This window comes from Arsenicibacter rosenii (assembly GCF_001870735.1).
GTDB lineage: Bacteria > Bacteroidota > Bacteroidia > Cytophagales > Spirosomataceae > Arsenicibacter > Arsenicibacter rosenii.
In genome coordinates this window covers 76,236-94,312 of record NZ_MORL01000014.1, presented here as the reverse complement: position 1 = coordinate 94,312, position 18,077 = coordinate 76,236, and the positions used below count along the sequence as shown (strand labels likewise).

The 18,077-nt window shown below is 53.6% G+C and carries 17 protein-coding genes; 8 read left to right on the top strand and 9 right to left on the bottom strand.

Features of this window, described 5'->3' with window-relative positions:
• Positions 1-31 precede the first annotated feature (31 nt).
• The 7 genes from ettA (at position 32) to hisF (ending at position 6,559) form a co-directional block, all read left to right on the top strand.
• Positions 32-1,699: an energy-dependent translational throttle protein EttA gene (gene ettA / locus BLX24_RS20960; RefSeq protein WP_071505157.1), complete on the top strand. Its 1,668-nt coding sequence runs from the start codon at positions 32-34 to the stop codon at positions 1,697-1,699.
• Positions 1,700-1,711: 12 nt separating this feature from the next.
• Positions 1,712-2,848 (top strand): PAS domain-containing sensor histidine kinase, encoded by a 1,137-nt coding sequence (locus tag BLX24_RS20955; protein WP_083422094.1) that lies wholly within the window; start codon positions 1,712-1,714, stop codon positions 2,846-2,848.
• Positions 2,849-2,920: 72 nt separating this feature from the next.
• Positions 2,921-3,745, top strand: a complete 825-nt coding sequence (locus BLX24_RS20950; RefSeq protein WP_071505156.1) for an aminotransferase class IV — start codon at positions 2,921-2,923, stop codon at positions 3,743-3,745.
• A gap of 192 nt (positions 3,746-3,937) precedes the next feature.
• Positions 3,938-4,525: an imidazole glycerol phosphate synthase subunit HisH gene (gene hisH / locus BLX24_RS20945; protein ID WP_071505155.1), complete on the top strand. Its 588-nt coding sequence runs from the start codon at positions 3,938-3,940 to the stop codon at positions 4,523-4,525.
• Between the two features lie 33 nt (positions 4,526-4,558).
• Entirely contained in the window at positions 4,559-5,281 is a 723-nt protein-coding gene (gene hisA / locus BLX24_RS20940) for a 1-(5-phosphoribosyl)-5-[(5-phosphoribosylamino)methylideneamino]imidazole-4-carboxamide isomerase (protein ID WP_071505154.1), read from the top strand.
• 11 nt (positions 5,282-5,292) lie between these two features.
• Positions 5,293-5,715, top strand: coding sequence for a GNAT family N-acetyltransferase (locus tag BLX24_RS20935; protein ID WP_071505153.1), 423 nt, complete (start codon positions 5,293-5,295; stop codon positions 5,713-5,715).
• A 4-nt stretch (positions 5,716-5,719) separates the two neighbouring features.
• Positions 5,720-6,559 carry an imidazole glycerol phosphate synthase subunit HisF gene (gene hisF / locus BLX24_RS20930; protein WP_071505152.1) on the top strand — a complete coding sequence of 280 codons (840 nt, stop codon included), beginning with the start codon at positions 5,720-5,722 and terminating at the stop codon, positions 6,557-6,559.
• Here hisF and BLX24_RS20925 read toward each other — a convergent pair.
• Both BLX24_RS20925 and BLX24_RS32775 read right to left on the bottom strand, forming a co-directional pair.
• Positions 6,554-6,841 carry a hypothetical protein gene (locus tag BLX24_RS20925; protein WP_083422093.1) on the bottom strand — a complete coding sequence of 96 codons (288 nt, stop codon included), beginning with the start codon at positions 6,839-6,841 and terminating at the stop codon, positions 6,554-6,556. The two genes, hisF and BLX24_RS20925, sit on opposite strands and share 6 nt — an antisense overlap.
• A gap of 26 nt (positions 6,842-6,867) precedes the next feature.
• Positions 6,868-7,041 (bottom strand): hypothetical protein, encoded by a 174-nt coding sequence (locus BLX24_RS32775; RefSeq protein ID WP_177225884.1) that lies wholly within the window; start codon positions 7,039-7,041, stop codon positions 6,868-6,870.
• Positions 7,042-7,247: 206 nt separating this feature from the next.
• On the opposite strand from BLX24_RS32775, the gene glpK reads away from it, so the two are divergent.
• Positions 7,248-8,750 carry a glycerol kinase GlpK gene (gene glpK, locus BLX24_RS20915; protein ID WP_071505150.1) on the top strand — a complete coding sequence of 501 codons (1,503 nt, stop codon included), beginning with the start codon at positions 7,248-7,250 and terminating at the stop codon, positions 8,748-8,750.
• 56 nt (positions 8,751-8,806) lie between these two features.
• Here glpK and BLX24_RS20910 read toward each other — a convergent pair whose 3' ends face one another.
• The 7 genes from BLX24_RS20910 to BLX24_RS20880 form a co-directional block, all read right to left on the bottom strand.
• Positions 8,807-10,426, bottom strand: coding sequence for a hypothetical protein (locus tag BLX24_RS20910; RefSeq protein WP_071505149.1), 1,620 nt, complete (start codon positions 10,424-10,426; stop codon positions 8,807-8,809).
• A 58-nt stretch (positions 10,427-10,484) separates the two neighbouring features.
• The gene (locus tag BLX24_RS20905; RefSeq protein ID WP_071505148.1) at positions 10,485-12,701 is read right to left on the bottom strand and encodes a DUF4175 family protein; all 2,217 of its coding nucleotides are present in this window, start codon (positions 12,699-12,701) and stop codon (positions 10,485-10,487) included.
• Entirely contained in the window at positions 12,698-13,888 is a 1,191-nt protein-coding gene (locus BLX24_RS20900) for a BatA domain-containing protein (RefSeq protein ID WP_071505147.1), read from the bottom strand. Before BLX24_RS20900 ends, BLX24_RS20905 begins: the two co-directional genes overlap by 4 nt.
• 99 nt (positions 13,889-13,987) lie before the next feature.
• On the bottom strand, positions 13,988-14,842 hold the full coding sequence (locus BLX24_RS20895) for a DUF58 domain-containing protein (RefSeq protein WP_071505146.1): 855 nt from the start codon (positions 14,840-14,842) through the stop codon (positions 13,988-13,990).
• A gap of 57 nt (positions 14,843-14,899) precedes the next feature.
• The gene (locus BLX24_RS20890) at positions 14,900-15,880 is read right to left on the bottom strand and encodes an AAA family ATPase (RefSeq protein WP_071505145.1); all 981 of its coding nucleotides are present in this window, start codon (positions 15,878-15,880) and stop codon (positions 14,900-14,902) included.
• A 41-nt stretch (positions 15,881-15,921) separates the two neighbouring features.
• Entirely contained in the window at positions 15,922-16,539 is a 618-nt protein-coding gene (locus BLX24_RS20885; RefSeq protein WP_071505192.1) for a DUF4159 domain-containing protein, read from the bottom strand.
• 148 nt (positions 16,540-16,687) lie between these two features.
• Positions 16,688-18,055, bottom strand: a complete 1,368-nt coding sequence (locus tag BLX24_RS20880; protein ID WP_071505144.1) for a TldD/PmbA family protein — start codon at positions 18,053-18,055, stop codon at positions 16,688-16,690.
• Between the last annotated feature and the right edge of the window lie 22 nt (positions 18,056-18,077).

The window sequence follows — 18,077 nt, the reverse complement described above, 5'->3', positions numbered from 1 at the left end:
ATATTTGCCACCACAAAATTACATACAAATAATGAGCCAAGAAACCATTATATTTTCGATGGCGGGTGTCAGTAAAATTATTCCGCCCAACCGACAAATCCTAAAGAATATATACCTTTCCTTCTTTTACGGCGCAAAAATTGGCGTTTTGGGCCTGAATGGCTCCGGAAAGTCCACCTTGCTCCGCATTATCGCCGGTGTCGACAAGAACTACAACGGAGAAGTAGTTTTCTCTCCCGGATACTCTGTTGGTTTACTGGAACAAGAGCCCCAGCTCGATCCGGCCAAAACCGTAAAGGAGGTCGTTGAAGAAGGGGTACAGCAAATTGTTGACCTTTTAAAAGAATTCGATCAGATCAACGAAGCTTTCGGCGACCCGGATGCTGATTTCGACAAACTGATTGCCCGCCAGTCGGAGGTACAGGAAAAACTGGACCACTACAATGCGTGGGAGCTTGACACACGGCTCGAACGCGCGATGGACGCCCTGCGTACCCCGCCGTCGGATGCCCTGATCGCAAACCTTTCCGGTGGTGAAAAACGCCGCGTAGCCCTGTGCCGCCTGCTGTTGCAGGAGCCCGACGTGCTGCTGCTCGACGAACCGACCAACCACCTCGATGCCGAATCGGTATTGTGGCTGGAAGAACACCTGCGTCAATATAAAGGAACCGTTATCGCCGTTACCCACGACCGTTATTTCCTCGATAACGTTGCCGGCTGGATTCTGGAACTCGACCGGGGCGAAGGTATCCCGTGGAAAGGTAATTACTCTTCATGGCTGGAGCAGAAACAAAACCGGCTGGCAAAAGAGGAGAAATCGGAATCGAAACGCCAGAAAACCTTACAGCGCGAGCTGGAGTGGGTCCGGATGGCCCCGAAAGCGCGTCAGGCTAAATCGAAAGCCCGTCTGGGTGCCTACGAAAAACTGATGAGCGAAGAAACGCGTCAGAAAGAAGAAAAGCTCGAAATCTTTATTCCGGCCGGGCCGCGCCTGGGTACCAAAGTCATCGAAGCCCATGGCGTGTCGAAAGCCTTCGGCGACCGGATTCTGTTTGAAAACCTTGAGTTTGCGCTGCCGCAGGGTGGTATTGTGGGCATCATCGGACCCAACGGTGCGGGTAAAACAACGTTATTCCGCCTCATTACCGGCCAGGAAAAGCCGGATTCGGGTACATTCGACGTTGGAGAAACCGTGCAGTGGGCCTACGTTGATCAAAGCCACGATAACCTCGATTCGGCAAAATCGGTGTATGAGACCATATCGGGCGGCAACGACTGGATTATGCTCGGCGGTAAACAAGCCAATGCCCGTGCGTATGTCAGCCGCTTCAACTTTGCCGGTGCCGACCAGGAGAAGAAAATCGGAACCCTGTCAGGCGGAGAACGCAACCGGGTACACCTGGCCATGACCCTGAAAGAAGGCGCTAACCTGCTGCTGCTTGATGAACCGACCAACGACCTCGACGTAAACACGTTGCGGGCCCTTGAAGAAGGTCTGGAAAACTTTGCCGGTTGTGCGGTAGTTATCTCTCACGACCGTTGGTTCCTCGACCGGATTGCCACGCATATTCTGGCCTTCGAGGGCGATTCGCAGGTATACTGGTTTGAAGGCAACTTCTCGGAATACGAAGAAAACCGCCGGAAACGGCTTGGTTCGGACGCAACCCCGAAACGCATCAAATACAAAAAACTCGGTTAGCCGGGCTGTACCATGGTTATGAACGACGTCGATTTTCATCTGTTAATTGCCAGTGTGAAGGATTACGGCATTTTTATGCTGGATCCGACAGGGCATATTTCAAGCTGGAATGAAGGCGCACGCCGTATCAAAGGCTACGAAGAAGCAGAAATTCTGGGAAAGCACTTTTCCGTTTTTTATACTCCGGAAGACCTTGATGCCGGTAAACCACCCTTTGAACTGGAACATGCGGTCCGGACCGGAAAGTATGAAGAAGAAGGGTGGCGGCTTCGTAAGGATGGTACACGATTCTGGGCCAATGTAGTCATCACGGCCCTGTTCGATCAGCAAAACCGGCACGTCGGCTTCGCCAAAGTCACCCGTGATCTGACGGAGCGCCGGCGGGCCGAACAAGCCCTCCGGGAAAGTGAGGAACGGTATCGGCAGCAGTCAATTCAGTTGACGGCTGCCAATGCCGAACTCAGGCAAATCAATCAGGAACTGGAGTCGTTTGCCTACATTGCCTCGCACGACCTGCAGGAACCACTCCGCAAAATTCAGGCATTCGGCGACCTGCTGAAAGCGCAGCAAGCCGACTTGCTGAACGATTCCGGCAAAGATTTGATTGACCGCATGCAGGCAGCAACCGGCCGGATGCAGACACTCATCAGAGACCTGCTTACCTATTCACAGGTCAATAACGCCCGGCAACCCTTTGACCTTGTCAGCCTGAACGACGTTCTGACTACTGTACTAAACGACCTGGACGAGAGCATCCAGGAAAAAAAGGCACAGTTACTCATTGAACCCCTACCAGATTTGCGGGGCAGCCGTTTTCAGCTTCAGCAACTTTTTCAGAACCTGCTGTCGAACGCCCTTAAGTTTCAGGCAACCGACAACTTCCCCGTCATCCGGATAACGGTCAGGACCGCCCCCGACGGCCACACCATTCAGGTAGCTGACAACGGCATTGGCTTCGAAAGCCAGTATAAAGACCAGATCTTTAAAATGTTTCAGCGGCTCAATTCGGCAAGCCAGTATAAAGGAACCGGTATCGGTCTGGCCATTTGTAAGCGGGTTGTCGAAAACCACGGCGGTACCATCGCCGTCGACAGTATACCGGGCCAGGGGACTACATTTACCCTCTTTTTCCCGACACCTCACGAATAGTTCGCTCAGAATCCCGCCTGTCTCTTCGCTCAAGGCATTATCTTTGTGCCAGACAACCTGACGATCTGAGTAATGACACATTTTGGTTATTTCAATGGCACGGTGCTCCCCGCCGATCAAATTGGTGTTGGGGTAACCGATCTGAGCCTGCTGCGCGGCTACGGCTTATTCGACTATTTTCTGACCTATAACGGCCGGCCGTTTCAATGGGACTGGTACTGGGAACGCTTTGCCAATTCTGCCATGTGCATGCATCTGCCTTTGCCCATTACAAAGGAAGAAGGCTATCAGATTGTTATGGACCTGATCGAACGCAGTGGTCAGCCCGATGTAGCGCTCCGGTTTGTGATGACCGGCGGCTATGCTCCCGACAGCATCACCATCCGGAAACCGAACCTGCTGATTATGTCGGAAGACATTCATCCGACGGCCCCGCAGCAATATGCGGATGGTATCCGGGTGATTCTGGATGAGTATGTCCGCGAAATGGCCGAAGTAAAAAGCACCGATTACAAGCGGCTGATTTTACTGGCCGATGAAATTCGGGCGGCCGGTGCACAGGATGTACTTTTCTGCAAAGACGGTGAGATCAGTGAGCTGAGTCGTAGTAACTTCTTTATTGTTAAAGGCGAAAAGCTCATCACACCCGACCGCCATATCCTGCGGGGTATTACCCGCCGGACGGTTATCCAGCTGGCCCGTACTGATTTTGAGGTTGAAGAGCGCCCCGTACTGCTGTCGGAATTATATGATGCCGACGAGGCCTTTACGACCAGCTCGACCAAGAAGGTGCTACCGATTGTTCAAGTGGGTGACCTGACGATAGCCGACAGCAAGCCCGGCCCGAAATCAGCCTGGCTGCTGAGCCAGTTCAACGAGCTGGTGACCAGGTGGTAATTTGGCTTTTTAATTCGTTATCTATACTTTTGTTCTATGTTTATCAGCAAAAAAATCCGTCATCATCGTCATGTCGCATACTAATGCAGGCAGGACGGATTGTTTTTGTCGTTAACCGAAGATGTAACTACGAACACGACACGATATAACACGACGCCCGATTCTGCCGAAGAGTCGGGCGTTTGCTTTTTCATGAAAACCGTTATCATTAAGTACAATGCGGGCAATGTGCAGTCGGTGATGTATGCCCTCGACCGGATCGGGGCCAGCTACCTGCTCACCGACGATGAGGCCGAAATCCGCTCGGCGGATAAAGTCATCTTTCCCGGCGTCGGGGAGGCCAGTACGGCCATGGCATATTTACGGGCAAGGGGCCTGGATAAGCTCATCCCGTCCCTGAAACAGCCCGTGCTCGGTACATGCATCGGCATGCAGCTGCTCTGCCGGTATTCGGAAGAAAACGATACAACCTGTATGGGAGTGTTCGATGTGGATATCCGCCGCTTTCCGGGCGACCTTGGGCTGAAAGTACCGCATGTCGGCTGGAACAACATCAATGACCTGAAAGGGCCGCTTACGAAAGGCCTGCCCGAAAACGCGTTTATGTATTTCGTGCACAGCTACTGCGCTGACGTCTGCGATTACACGGTGGCCACCTGCGACTATGGCCGGCCATTCAGCGCCATGCTCCAGAAAGATAATTTTTACGCCGCCCAGTTTCACGCCGAAATCAGCGGCAACGTTGGTCAACGTATTTTAGAGAACTTCCTGACATTATAACCTTGTCCGGAACCCCGTTCCGGCCTACCGATTATGTACATTATTCCGGCTATCGACCTGATCGAAGGCAAAGCCGTCCGGCTGACGCAGGGCGACTACAACCAGAAAAAAGAATACAATGCCCGCCCGCTCGAAGTGGCTCAACAGTTTGAAGATGCCGGTCTGACCCGACTGCACCTGGTCGACCTTGACGGGGCAAAAGAAAAGCGGGTAATCAACTGGAAGGTGCTCGAAACCATTGCGACAAAAACAAAGCTTCACATTGATTTCGGCGGCGGTGTTCAGTCTGACGACGACCTGCGGATTGTGTTTAACAGCGGGGCGAAACAGGTCACCGGCGGCAGTATCGCCGTTAAAAAGCCCGACTTGTTTGAACAGTGGCTGAAAGAATACGGCGCCGAAGCCATCATTCTGGGTGCCGATGCCCGCAACGAAAAAATCGCCGTCAGCGGCTGGGAAGAAGCAACCGAAGTCTGGGTTTACGACTTTGTGGAGCAGTGGATGGAAAAAGGTGCCCGTTACGTGATCAGTACCGATGTTGCCAAGGACGGGTTATTGCAGGGGCCGTCATTCGACCTGTACAAGAATTTGCAGGAGCGGGGCGAAGCCCTCCACATCATTGCCAGCGGTGGTGTCAGCAACATGGACGATATCGAAAAACTGGCCGAAATGAACCTCTTTGGTGTCATTGTCGGTAAAGCAATTTACGAGGGCCGCGTGACGCTGAAACAACTGATGCAGTTTTCTAACCCCTGAGCTGCCGGACAATGGAAAACGCGTATACAATCAGCACCGATAAGTCGCGGCTGAACCGCACCCTGATTCACCGGTTTCTGAGCCAGGATTCATATTGGGCGCAAAATATCCCGATGGACATTGTCGAACGCGCTATTCAAGGCGCACTGTGTTTCGGCGTGTATCACGGCGAAGAGCAGGTTGGCTATGCCCGCGTGATTACGGACGAAGCTACATTTGCCTATCTATCTGATGTATTCATCGTGGCCGAACACCGTGGTAAAGGGCTATCGAAGTACCTGATGGAAACCATTTCCGGCTGGCCGACCCTTCAGGGCCTGCGCCGGTGGGTACTGGCCACGCGCGACGCCCATACGCTGTATGCGCAGTTTGGCTTTACCGAATTAGATCACCCCGAATGGTTTATGCAACGTAAACTGATCGAGAAATATTAATCTCATGCTGACGAAACGAATCATTCCCTGCCTGGATATAAAGGACGGCCGCACCGTTAAAGGCACCAATTTCGTAAACCTCCGCGACGCCGGTGACCCCGTTGAACTAGGAGCCATCTACGCGCAGGAAGGGGCCGATGAGCTGGTTTTTCTGGACATTACCGCTACCGTCGATGAGCGGAAGACACTGATTGATCTGGTCCGGAAAGTGGCCCATGCGGTGAATATTCCCTTTACGGTTGGCGGTGGCATTTCGTCGGTCGCCGACGTATCGGCGCTGCTGAACGCCGGTGCTGACAAAGTGTCGATCAACTCATCCGCCGTTCGCAACCCTGATCTGATCAACGAACTGGCGCTCGAATTCGGCAGTCAGTGTATTGTTGTCGCTATTGATACCCGGTATATCCGTGTAGAGCCGGGAGCTGAGGGCTTAGGGCAAGGTGAAACCGATCTTAACGCTACGCCCTCTGCTCTTAACTCTCAGCTCTTTGACCACATCGTGCACACGCATGGCGGACGGAAGCCAACCGCTTTACGGACCATTACGTGGGCCAAAGAAGTGGAAGAGCGCGGGGCCGGCGAAATTCTGCTGACATCAATGGATACCGACGGGACCAAGGCCGGTTTCGCCCTTGACCTGACCGCCCGTATCTCGGCAGCGGCCAATATTCCGGTTATTGCCTCGGGCGGAGCCGGTTCGATGGACCATTTTGTGGATGTCTTTACGACCGGTAAGGCTGATGCCGGACTGGCAGCCAGCATCTTCCACTTCAAAGAAATTGATATTCCGGAGCTGAAAGGGTATCTCCACCAGCAAGGCATTCCGATGCGCCTGACGCTATAGCGTCTCCGATGGATATGGGACCGCTTTGATTAATTTCAGATCATTCAGCTCAGGAATTTCGATAATGTTTTGAGCAGGAATTATTCCCCTGCTGATCCAGTTGCTGACAATGTTTGTACTTTTTAAATCAAATCGGCGGGCATACTCCTTGATGGTAATCCATTCATCAAGCGAGTATGCTGTTCCATTATGCTGTAAATAGTTTTCAGCCTGTGCGATTAGCTCATTGCCCTTAGCCAGCAACCGGGCGACTTCAGGAGATACTGTTCTTTGCGTTTCCATAAAACAAGTCAAGTATTTTGGCAGGATTATTCATCCTCCCGGTTTGGTTCTTCAAGTTTTCTGAGTATGTCTGTTAGCCTGATAATCTGATCTAGTATCAGGTTTGTTTCGTCATCAGTAAGGGTTTCTGCCATATCGCGTAACCACTGACGGAGAGCCGCCAGTTGCATACGGATTTGCAGAATTAGTTGTTCGTTCATATCAGGCATCGGTGGTAACGCCGTAAAGATAAAAACCGTTACGTTACGTAACAAGAACACGGGATATGTCTCATTGGAAAAGGAAGTCATTCGCTTCGTGCCGGCCGGATCGTTGGCCGGCACAAAGATTTCCTATTTTTATCCTACCAAACAGCGATTAATTTCTATATTGAGCCAGTTTTAGCATTAACCCTTTTCCGGTAAACATGGCTTCTTATATCGCTGCGATTGACCAGGGAACAACCAGTACCCGCTGCATTATTTTTGACCGGCAGGGTAATATTGTTTCGGTCGGCCAAAAAGAGCATAAACAAATCTATCCGCAGCCAGGCTGGGTGGAACACGACCCCGACGAAATCTGGCAGAATACCCTCGAAGTTGTTGCCCTCTCCCGCATTAACGCCCGCATTCAAACCAGTGATATTGCCGCCATCGGCATCACCAACCAGCGCGAAACCACCGTTGTCTGGAACCGGCGGACGGGCAAACCCTATTACAATGCCCTGGTCTGGCAGGATACCCGGACCGGCGATCTGGTCAACCAGTTTGCACAGCATGAACTGGGGCAGGATCGTTTCCGCGAAAAAACCGGCCTGCCGCTGGCGACCTATTTCAGCAGCCTGAAACTGAAATGGCTGCTGGATAATGTGCCCGAACTACGCGAAGATGCCGAACGCGGTTATGCCCTTTTCGGTACCATGGACACCTTTGTGATGTGGCACCTGACCGGTGGACGCTACAATGGCCAGCACCTGACCGATGTAACAAATGCCAGCCGTACGCAGCTGATGAACCTGAAAACCCTTGACTGGGACGACGAACTACTCGAAGCGTTTGATATTCCCCGTGCGATGCTGCCGAAAATCCGGCCCAGTAGTGAGGTCTACGGTACGGTTGCGTCAGAGGTAATGCCGGGTGTACCGGTGGCCGGTATTCTGGGCGATCAGCAGGCGGCACTCGTCGGACAGACATGCTTTGAACCAGGGCAAGCCAAAAATACGTACGGTACCGGTTGTTTTCTGCTCATGAATACCGGCACAACACTCCGGAAATCGACCTGCGGCCTGCTGACTACAGTGGCGTATCAGTTTGGTAACCAGCCGGTCAATTATGCATTGGAAGGCAGCGTGGCCATTACCGGTGCATTGGTCCAATGGCTCCGCGACAACCTCGGTATCATCGAAAAGAGTTCAGATATCGAATCACTGGCACTGACGGTTGAGGACAACGGCGGGGCCTACTTCGTACCGGCGTTCTCGGGCCTGTATGCTCCGTACTGGAAAGCCGATGCCCGCGGGGTGGTGGCTGGTCTGACGCGTTTTGTCAACAAAGGGCATATTGCCCGGGCCGTACTGGAAGCAACCGCCTACCAGACGCTGGATGTGGTGAAAGCGATGGAACAGGACGCCGATATTCAGTTGAGTTCACTGCGTGTTGACGGCGGCATGACGATCAATGAGCTCTTGATGCAGTTTCAGGCCAACATGCTTAATACGCCCGTCGTACGTCCGAAAGTGACCGAAACAACGGCCCTTGGCGCCGCGTACGCGGCTGGTTTAGCCGTTGGTTACTGGAGCAGTTTCGACGATTTACGCCAGAACTGGGGAATCGACCATACGTTCGAACCGCAACTCGGCGAAGAAGACCGCAACCGATTGTATCGCGGCTGGCAGAAAGCCGTTGAGCGCTCTTTCGGCTGGGAGTCATAGCAGCCATTCAGTGGTGGCACGACTGAGAGTCGTGCCACCACTATATATATCAATAATCAGCCTAACTTCGGCTCCAGCCACAGCGCTGTCAGGCATCCCAGAAACAGGAGCAGCCATACCCACATTGGCACACGGACTTCGCGCCAGTGGGTAGTATCACCGACACCGGTTGTCAGCTGATTAGCCGTCTGTGCCAGCGCGTAGGCATGGACCTGCTGCGTTTGCTGCCATGCGCCTTTGCCTTCCACGTACACATCAACCGAGTCCTGCACTGAAGTCCAGCCTGCTTTGCTGAACACATACGACGCCTCACCCGACAGCGGGTTAATCGGCGAATACCGGACCCGTGCCGTATCTCCGGCAACCCGCAGCGTAGCAGGTTTCACAGTCCAGTTATTGAGCTGAATCCGGTTTACGATGCCGCTTATCACCGGTCCGTCTACCAGAATACTGTTTTTATCGGCAGGCTGCAGCGGGGCCAGAATCGCGGTCCAGAGCTTGCTGTAGGCCACGCTATCACCACTTAGCTTTAGCGGAAACGTTTCGGCTATCAGGCTAACGGCCACATTTGTCTGTCCGTATTGCACGGCCACCGGAACGCCCGCCACCGGCTGCTGGTGCAGCGCATCGGCAAACGAAAACGGCAGCGCGTTCAGCCCCGACGCCACCACGACGTGATCTTCGTTGGAAATCCGGCGCAGCGACCAGTTGCTGCCCGTCGCCTGATTAATCGCCCGGATATCAGTATCGGGGTTTGCCAGATTCAGAAACAAGACCGGCTTTCCCTGGCTGACGGCTTTCTTCACCACGGCATGCTGCCCGTTATCGGCGTCGGTGATAATAATATCCGGTACGGCACCACTTTTTTTGTTGATGGCTACGCTGGTTTGTAAATCCTTAGACACCGTACTGGTCAGCAATACGGAATTCCCTTGCTGGCCCAGCCAGTCGGCGAGGGTTTTGGTTTCGAAATCAGGGCTTCCGAGCACAAACTGATAGGTCAGTTTTTTGGCTGGCCGGGTAAAATAACGGAGCGTATCCAGCGCCTCTCCGTTCAGCACCAACACCGCTTCTGAGCGACCGGCCGCAAACGCCGGAAACCGGAGCCGGAAGGCATTCGTACCCGCCGTTACCGCTACACTATCCAGTACCTGCGCCCCGAATACCAGTTTCAGCCAGCCTTTTTCCGTAGCCTGCAAACGGCCGGTTACCTGCTGTAACTCACCGCGCCGGACAACTTCTTTCCACTGAATGGACTGAATCACATCCGGCTGAAAGTACGGAATCCATTGTACAAAGGTAGCGCTCAGCTGACTCAGCAAACTGGCCGGAACCTGCTGACCAACCAGCGTAACGGTTTCAAACTGGCCTTTAAAATCATCAGCGTGAAAGCTTTCAGCTATTCTCAGGCTGTCTTTCAGGCGGTTAATATAGTCGCGGGGGACGTTCCCGGCGGCAACAATGGCTTGCTTACTATCAACCGTTACCCGCCAGCGGGGTTGCCAGATATAGCCTGCAACAATAAGCCAGAGCAGGATATTCAGAGACAGCCGGACCAGTTTCCGGCCGGTCGTCAGGGTAGTATTGCGGAGGAGTAAACCAACCTGTATGCCCAATAGCATCAGCAGCAAACCGCCGATTATCCATGAGGTTGGTTCTGACCAGTTAAGGTTCATGACAAAGCGTTATTTGAGGGCCGGACTGATAGCAGCACCGGCCCCCGACTGAGATTTCTTAGCGGAGTCGTTTCCGGAATGCCTGTTGCAACCTGCGTTCACTGGTATACGACGTGGTGGTTTGTACGGAGGCACCCGTAAGCTTATAGAGCTTTGTTTGCAGTTGAGCCTTTTCGGTATCCGACAGCCCTTTACCGCTTGCCAGTTTCTGGAGCGATGTCAGAACCGACCAGTTGGACAGGCCGCTGTTGACAACCTGTAGTGACAAGGCCGAACCCAGTTGCTGCACCGTGCCCCGTTGCCCAGCCGACAGCGCCGGCAGGTCCAGATAGCCCAGCACAACCGAAACCAGCTGTTCAATCCGCTGCTGACTGAACGAGCGCTCCTGCGACGGTGTCGTATTCACGTTCTTGAGCTCGCCTGTCAGGCGCATTTCCTTTTCCTTGATCGGCGGCGGGTCGTAGCCGCTTTTTTTAACGAACGTACGGGCTTTCTGCTGGGCTGCTTTCAGGTATTCAAGGGCTTTCTGCTCAAACGGAATGGCTTTTTCCGGCTCATACATCCGCAGATGCAGCTCCGACTGCCACATTTGTTCCAGCGCCATTTTCAGCAGGCTCCGCGTTGATTGCTCATAAAACGTATTGGCCTCGCCATCGTCGTGGGAGTGTACATACTGCTCCATGAGCGCGGCCAGCGGATCGCTGTTTTCAGTCGCAGCCCCGTGGCCATGATCGTGTCCGTGCTCATGCTCGTGTTCATGTTCCTCGTGTTCCTTGCCGTGCGTTTCGTGCTCGCCCTCGCCGGAGTCGTGTTTGTGCATAAAACCATCCAGCACGTTGCCGCCTTCGGCATCATCCGGAATCCCGCCACCGGCACCGATATTGGTTTCAAACTCTTCGCCCAGATACTGCCCGTAGCGTAACCGTAACAGCTTCTGATCGTAGCCGATTTCATTCGACTGGCTGTTAAATGCTTTCTTATCCAGCTTTTTACGTTTCGCCAGCAGTTTTTCGGTATCAATAATAATCTGTCGCTGACTCCGGAAATACTCCGGCATGATGTTCACTGCCATCGTCGCCAGCTCCGACTCTTCAACCTTAGTCGTATCCTTGTAAACCAGAAAATACGTGTCCGACTTCGAAAAGTTCGGTTCGGGCTGCCTGTTGTCAAAGGCTGCCCAGTAATAGTATAGTTCGTCACCCGGCGCGAAGTTCAGGCCTTTCAGGTCGATCACTTTCGACAGATGAGACTCCTTGAAATTGCTTTGCCCCAGCGGTATTTTCACCTCCCGGAACTTTACATTTTCGCCAGCCCCTCTGGCTACGGTGGCGACAATAAACGCCTGACTTACGCTGAAATCGTCGGAAATTTTTGCTGAAACGGTCAGTTTTTTCGGGTCTTTCAGGTAATGAAACTGATAGAGTTCCCTGGAGTCAGGCTGGATTTTCGGCGCCATATCCGGTTTGGCTTCCAGCCGGTAAAAATCAGACTGATAGATCAGGGAATCTTTACTGCCCAGCTTCCAGTAAGCCTTGATTGCATAGAGGCCGGAGCTCATCAGCTTATCGGTATGGACAAAACCGCCTTTTTCCCGCGTAAATGCCAGTTCATTGCCCCGGCTGTTGACCAATCGCACCGACACGTTCTGCTGATCCGACAGGTTCACTGTCCAGCGCAGGGTTGACCCACTCACTGCTATGGCATTCAGGTCTGTGGTTTCGGTGACCGGCAGGCGGGTGTACGCCGGTGGCTGAATGGTCAGTTCCGCCGACTCAAATTCGGGCACCACGATTTTCTCACCGGTAACGGCGGCAATGTAGCGGGCCGCCTTATGGCGCTCCGGCGAATCGGGCTGAAGCATCGGATAGGTATAGGCAAACCCCAGCGCAACGGCCAGCACACTGACGTACAGACCAATATTGGTAAACGCCACGACCGGCACCCGCACCCCCTGAACCCGTTCGTTCAGGCGGTCAATCTGTAATTGCTCTGCGATGTTTAAGGCAGGTTTATCGAACAGGTCAAGGCTGTACTCGGTATCGCCCACGGCCTGATGCAGCAGGTGAATTGCCTGCGTTTTTTTGGGCTCATACAACCGGTTAATCCATGCACCCACCCCGAAACCGACCAATGCAATCACTGACATCAGTAGGGTAGAGGCATCAGCCGCACGCGCAAAAATGCCGCAGGAAACGCCCAGCAACAGGCTGTTTACCCACGCATTGGCATGCAGCTGGTAAATAACAGACGATATGGTTCGTTTTAGTTCGTTCATGCGTTTTTCGTTAAAGCCACCCAACGTTCAAGGCCAACCAGTACCACAAAGCCGATCAGGAGCCAGGGTGAGGTACGCGCTTCATGATGGCCGTCGCCTGGTGTTGCCGGTTTGAACAGAGCGTTCAGTTCAGTTTTGCTCAGCGGCAAAGTGGCCGGATTCAGGTTATAGTGCGCAATCAGTTGCTCTCCCAGCCATTCGGGCAACCGGCCCATCTGAATGAGGTCATCCGGCTCCGGCATATACACTACATTTGGTGTCGTGGCTGGCGCTATGGTACCGGACACGATGTATACCGTTTGGGGCAACAACGTAGCCGGCTTCTGATCCGTTATAACCCAATCAACGGATTTACCGGCATCAGCGTTTCCGTTTACCGAAACCTGAATGTCGTATATATCCGACAAAGCCTGTACGGCGGCAATCATCGTTTTTTGCATTGCCTTGTCCTGATAAGCGACTGAGACCGTCAGTGGCCGGTCAACAACAGGCGCCTGTTTAAATGACTTGCCGGCTTCGAGTGCGGGCTGTGACACCAATGTATTTGCCTGATTGACAAATAGTTTTTTACCCTCAGCGGCCAGGTAAGCGGCCGCCGTTTTCTGATCCGGGTTTACCGGCGCATGCAGGCTGAATGCGGTTGGCGTATAAATATGCGGAATGGCCGCCAGATGCCGGTCGTTCACTACATAGACATGCAGTTCGGTTTGCTGCGGATCACCGGCGTTCTGCATCACCCGGTTGATGGCCGCCTGCACCTGCAACGGGCTCGTTACCGTCACCGGCGGCAGGTCGCTGACCGACTCCACAGCATCGGTTTGGGGCGACATCCAGTATACCCGTTCACCTTTTTTCTGCGCCTCTTCCAGTTCAAACCGGAAATTCTGCGTCAGAAAGGCGTCCGGCTGAATCAGGTGAATCCGCTGCCGGGTTTCTGTTCCGGCCATGTGTCTCCAGACCGGCTGACTCAGCAGAAAGGCGACCAACAGCAGCAGCAGACAGCGGATGATCAGCAACGGTACATTATCGAGCTGTATGCCCCGGTTTTGTTGCTGATTTTTTTCGCTGAGCCATTGCATGGCCGCCCAGACCATTACCTTTCCCTTTTTCTGATGCCAGAAATGGATCAGAACCGGGATGGCAACCGCCAGCGCGCTCCATAAAAAATAAGGTTTTAGTAACTCCATTTATGTAATCGGGTGAGGCTAATCACCCCTATCCATGAGGCTTCGGTACGTAACTAGTATACAAAAACGGAACAGCATCACTGTGTGATCCGGCCCGCCTTACATCAAAAATGATTTCAGAACCATGGCAATGGGATCGCTGAGCCGGACCCTGACCAGCCGGACGTGCGGAATACGCAGTGCTTCTTCCAGCCGGGTCATGTACTGCGCCGACGCCTGCCGGACGGTTTCGCGGATCGCATCCGCATCCAGTTCCACCTCCCTGCCCGACTCAAGGTCCTTGAACCGGTAAAAGCCCCGCAGGTCGAAGTTCAGCTCCTGATCGCCCAGAATCTGAAAAATGACGATTTCGCGGCGCGGGTTGGCGGCGTGTTTGATCAGCGTCAGCCACTCATCGCCGACCTGCAGAAAATCGGACGCCATGATCAGCATCTCTTTCTGTTTCTGCATAAACTCCGGAAACCGGGGATCGCTGTTCGACCAGTCGCCGTTGGCTTCGGCAATCTGGAGCGCGGCCAGAATTTTCTGAAACGATTGTTTTCCGGAGGGAGCCAGCGTCTGGAGCACACCCGCCTGCAACCCGTACAGGCTCATTTGGTCGCCCTGCCGATAACCCAGATAAGCCAGTGAGGCCAGCAGGATTTTCGCATAATCCAGCCGCCGGACGGCTCCTTCGCCGTAATTCATCGAACCCGACAGATCAATCAGGAAACGGACGTGCAGATTACTTTCCGTCGCCGACTCGCGGACGAGGTGCTTACCGGTCCGTGCAAACAGTTTCCAGTCGATGCGTTTGGGGTCATCGCCCGGCTCGTAATGCCGGTATTGTTCAAACTCCGTTCCGATGCCTGACCGTTTACTGCCGTGAATCCCCAGCAACAGCTCATCGCTTACCAGCTTGCCGGCCAGTTGCAGGTTGTTGAGTTTGATAAGGTCGGTTGCTAATTGCGCCATTGATTTTCTCCGCTATGCCTGCCCGCCGGACCCGGATTACCGGCCACGGGCCGGCAATTATTTTGCCTTCAACAGCTCTGCAATCACCTTATCGGTTGTAATGCCTTCGGCCTCTGCCCTGAAGTTGAGCGCCATCCGGTGACGCAGAATCGGAAAGGCCAGTGCCTGGATATCGTCCGGAATGACCGAGAAACGTCCGTTCAGCACGGCGCGGCCTTTGGCACACAGCACCAATGCCTGACCAGCCCGCGGCCCCGCGCCCCAGTCGCACCACTGTTTGACATACTCAGACGATGTACTGTCCGGCCGCGTCGACCGCACCAGCTTGTTGATGTAGCTGATCAGTTCGTCGCTGATGTGCACCTGACGGGTTAGCTTCTGGAGTTCAATAATGTCCTGGTCGCTTAGAATAGCGTTCAGCTCCGGACGGCCGGTTCCGGTGGTGCTTTTCAGGACGTTCAGTTCTTCCTGCTCCGACGGATAGCTGAGTTTGATGTACAGCAAAAAGCGGTCGAGCTGCGCTTCGGGCAGAGGATAGGTACCGGCCTGTTCAATCGGGTTTTGCGTGGCAATGATCAGAAACGGCTTTGGCAGGGGGTAATCGTTACCGGCATAGGTCACTTTATACTCCTGCATGGCCTCCAGCAGGGCCGCCTGCGTTTTAGGCGGTGTCCGGTTGATCTCATCGGCCAGCACGACGTTGGCGAAAATGGGGCCACGGTTAAATTTAAAGAACTTTTTACCGGTCTCGTGGTCTTCTTCCAGAATTTCGGTTCCGACAATATCGCCCGGCATCAGGTCAGGCGTGAACTGCACCCGTTTAAAGCTCATGTCCAGCGCTTCCGACATGGTTTTGACCATCAGTGTTTTCGCCAGTCCCGGAACGCCCTCCAGCAGACAATGGCCACCGGCCAGCAGCGAAATCAGGATTTCGTCGATGGCTTCCTGCTGTCCGACAATGATTTTACCAATCTCCTTTTTCAGATCCGGGAGCTTGGCCACTAACGCTTTATAGTGTGTTAATGATTGTGTTTCCAAGTTGTAATAGTTGTCAATGTCCGTTTATCGAATGTGTCGGGTCAGGCGGTCAGGGCATACATGACGATGTTGACGCCAAACTTCGTGTTGTCCTCGGCCAGAAAACGCTTGTTGCGGAAGTCGTAATCCCATTCGCAGCCGTAATCCTTATTGCTGTAGAGTACGCCGATGCGGCCGTTTACCATAACAGCCTTCAGATAATCGTGTACCAGGTCGTCGCCCCAGCCGTTGAGTTCGAAGGAAGTCGTTGGCGGCCCTTCCTCAAATTTAAAAAACGAGGTGTAGAGCGAGTGGTTGTTCGGGATTTTCTGCAAGGCCTTCGGGCCGAACGTCCGGCCCATTTCCTGCTCAAACGATTTGGCAAACAGCCCGTCGATGTCATGGTTGCAGTCATCGACAAACACAAAGCCGCCGTTATCCACATAGCGCCGGAACACATCCCGCTCCTGACTCGAAAATTCGACCAGTTTATGCCCGCTCAGGTAGCAGAACGGGCTTCTGAAAATATCGTTACTCCCCAGCTTGACCACTTTTTCCTTCTCATCAACCGGCACAGTCGTATACTCAACCAGCGAGTGAAGCAGATTAGAAGGCATCCGCTGGTCAGTATCCCAGTCGCCGGAAGCGTATTGTAATCGGGTAAAAAAAAATGGTTTCATCATAAAATATCCCCGTACGGGCGACCCCACGTGGCCGCCCTACATAAAATCACCCCGCGTACGGGCGACCCCATGTGGTCGCCCTACATAAAATCACCCCCGTACGGGCGACCCCACGTGGTCGCCCAACATAAACCCGAAAACGGTGTTACACCGCGTCGGATAAGGAGGTAAAGGTGAAATCCCGGATTTTCATCGGCGGAATCAGGTGACCGCTCACGCGCATGGGTTTGCCCATGGCCTCCAGATTATTCAGCATGATTACCGGGCTTTCATTAAAACGAAAATTCTTAACCGGGAATTTGATCTGGCCGTTTTCGATATAGAACGTTCCGTCGCGGGTCAGGCCGGTATAAAGCTGCGTTTGCGGGTCAACGGCGCGGATGTACCAGAACCGCGTCACCAGAATACCTTTTTCTGTGCTTTTGATCAGGTCGGCAAGCGACTGCGAACCGCCCTGGATGATAATTCCTGACGGCGGCGGAATGGCTTTTACGCCTTTTTTCTCCGCCCAATAGCGCGAATAGCTCAGGTTTTTAACCACACCGTTTTCTACCCAGACGGTCTTTTCCTGCGGACGACCATCGGGGCCGCCACCACCACCGCCCGGGCCGCCGCCGCCAAAACGACCACCACCGCCCGCAAACGGCGAGCTCGGAATTTCGGCATTCGTCGGATCGGAAATGATATTAACGCGTTCATCAAAGAACTTTTCACCGATACGGGTCCCGCCGCCTTTTTTGCTCATAAACGAGCGACCTTCGTCGGCCGAGCGGGCGTCGAGGTTGAACAGCATGGGCTGAATCAGGTTGCCGGCCGCGGTCGGTTCCAGAATCACGGTGTATTTGCCGGGTTCCAGCGCGCGGGCATTGGTCGAAGCCAGGGCTTTCTGGATCGCAATGTTTGTGGCGTCTTTAGTACTCAGCTTCGCGGTATCCGTAAAGTCCCGCGCTACGTATCCTGAGCCGGTGCCGTCGGCTGTACGGGCCGTAATGGAGAAATCAACGCTTGTCGAACGGTTATAGCCGAACAGGCCTTTACTGTTACCGATGGCCGAAAATCCGGTTGTATCTTCCAGATAGCCGGCTGCGGTCAGCTTCTTTTTTTCGCAGGGGTCGATGCTGTCAAAAGCCGCCTGCGCGCGGTAAAGCGGGTCGATTTTAGCCGTACTTTCGGCAAAGGTCGGTGTATCGAGGTATTTCTGCGGACCGAGCATCGGCACATATTCCGGACTTTCCGGTGCTAACCGTGCCAGCTCTTCGGCCCGGCGTACCGCCTTTTCCAGTGAGGCGTTATCGAATTCGTTAATGGTCGTGGTGCCGGTCCGTTTCCCCATAACGGCAGTCACGATGAGCGACAGATTTTCGGCCTCGCCGCTGGTCGAGACCGTATTGCGGGCATACCGGATGTTGCCTGTCCGTTCGCCGGTGAGATTCACACTCAGTTCATCGGCTTTCGAATAGCTCAACACCTTATCAATGATCTTTTTTGCTTCTTCTTTGGTTAAGATGGCCATGTTTATTTACTATCTTGATGAT

What these genes read in the sequence shown, in the direction of transcription:
- ettA (WP_071505157.1), top strand. Translation starts at nt 32, where the DNA reads ATGAGCCAAGAAACCATTATATTTTCGATGGCGGGTGTCAGTAAAATT.
- BLX24_RS20955 (WP_083422094.1), top strand. Translation starts at nt 1,712, where the DNA reads ATGGTTATGAACGACGTCGATTTTCATCTGTTAATTGCCAGTGTGAAG.
- BLX24_RS20950 (WP_071505156.1), top strand. Translation starts at nt 2,921, where the DNA reads ATGACACATTTTGGTTATTTCAATGGCACGGTGCTCCCCGCCGATCAA.
- hisH (WP_071505155.1), top strand. Translation starts at nt 3,938, where the DNA reads ATGAAAACCGTTATCATTAAGTACAATGCGGGCAATGTGCAGTCGGTG.
- hisA (WP_071505154.1), top strand. Translation starts at nt 4,559, where the DNA reads ATGTACATTATTCCGGCTATCGACCTGATCGAAGGCAAAGCCGTCCGG.
- BLX24_RS20935 (WP_071505153.1), top strand. Translation starts at nt 5,293, where the DNA reads ATGGAAAACGCGTATACAATCAGCACCGATAAGTCGCGGCTGAACCGC.
- hisF (WP_071505152.1), top strand. Translation starts at nt 5,720, where the DNA reads ATGCTGACGAAACGAATCATTCCCTGCCTGGATATAAAGGACGGCCGC.
- BLX24_RS20925 (WP_083422093.1), bottom strand. Translation starts at nt 6,841, where the DNA reads ATGGAAACGCAAAGAACAGTATCTCCTGAAGTCGCCCGGTTGCTGGCT.
- BLX24_RS32775 (WP_177225884.1), bottom strand. Translation starts at nt 7,041, where the DNA reads ATGAACGAACAACTAATTCTGCAAATCCGTATGCAACTGGCGGCTCTC.
- glpK (WP_071505150.1), top strand. Translation starts at nt 7,248, where the DNA reads ATGGCTTCTTATATCGCTGCGATTGACCAGGGAACAACCAGTACCCGC.
- BLX24_RS20910 (WP_071505149.1), bottom strand. Translation starts at nt 10,426, where the DNA reads ATGAACCTTAACTGGTCAGAACCAACCTCATGGATAATCGGCGGTTTG.
- BLX24_RS20905 (WP_071505148.1), bottom strand. Translation starts at nt 12,701, where the DNA reads ATGAACGAACTAAAACGAACCATATCGTCTGTTATTTACCAGCTGCAT.
- BLX24_RS20900 (WP_071505147.1), bottom strand. Translation starts at nt 13,888, where the DNA reads ATGGAGTTACTAAAACCTTATTTTTTATGGAGCGCGCTGGCGGTTGCC.
- BLX24_RS20895 (WP_071505146.1), bottom strand. Translation starts at nt 14,842, where the DNA reads ATGGCGCAATTAGCAACCGACCTTATCAAACTCAACAACCTGCAACTG.
- BLX24_RS20885 (WP_071505192.1), bottom strand. Translation starts at nt 16,539, where the DNA reads ATGAAACCATTTTTTTTTACCCGATTACAATACGCTTCCGGCGACTGG.
- BLX24_RS20880 (WP_071505144.1), bottom strand. Translation starts at nt 18,055, where the DNA reads ATGGCCATCTTAACCAAAGAAGAAGCAAAAAAGATCATTGATAAGGTG.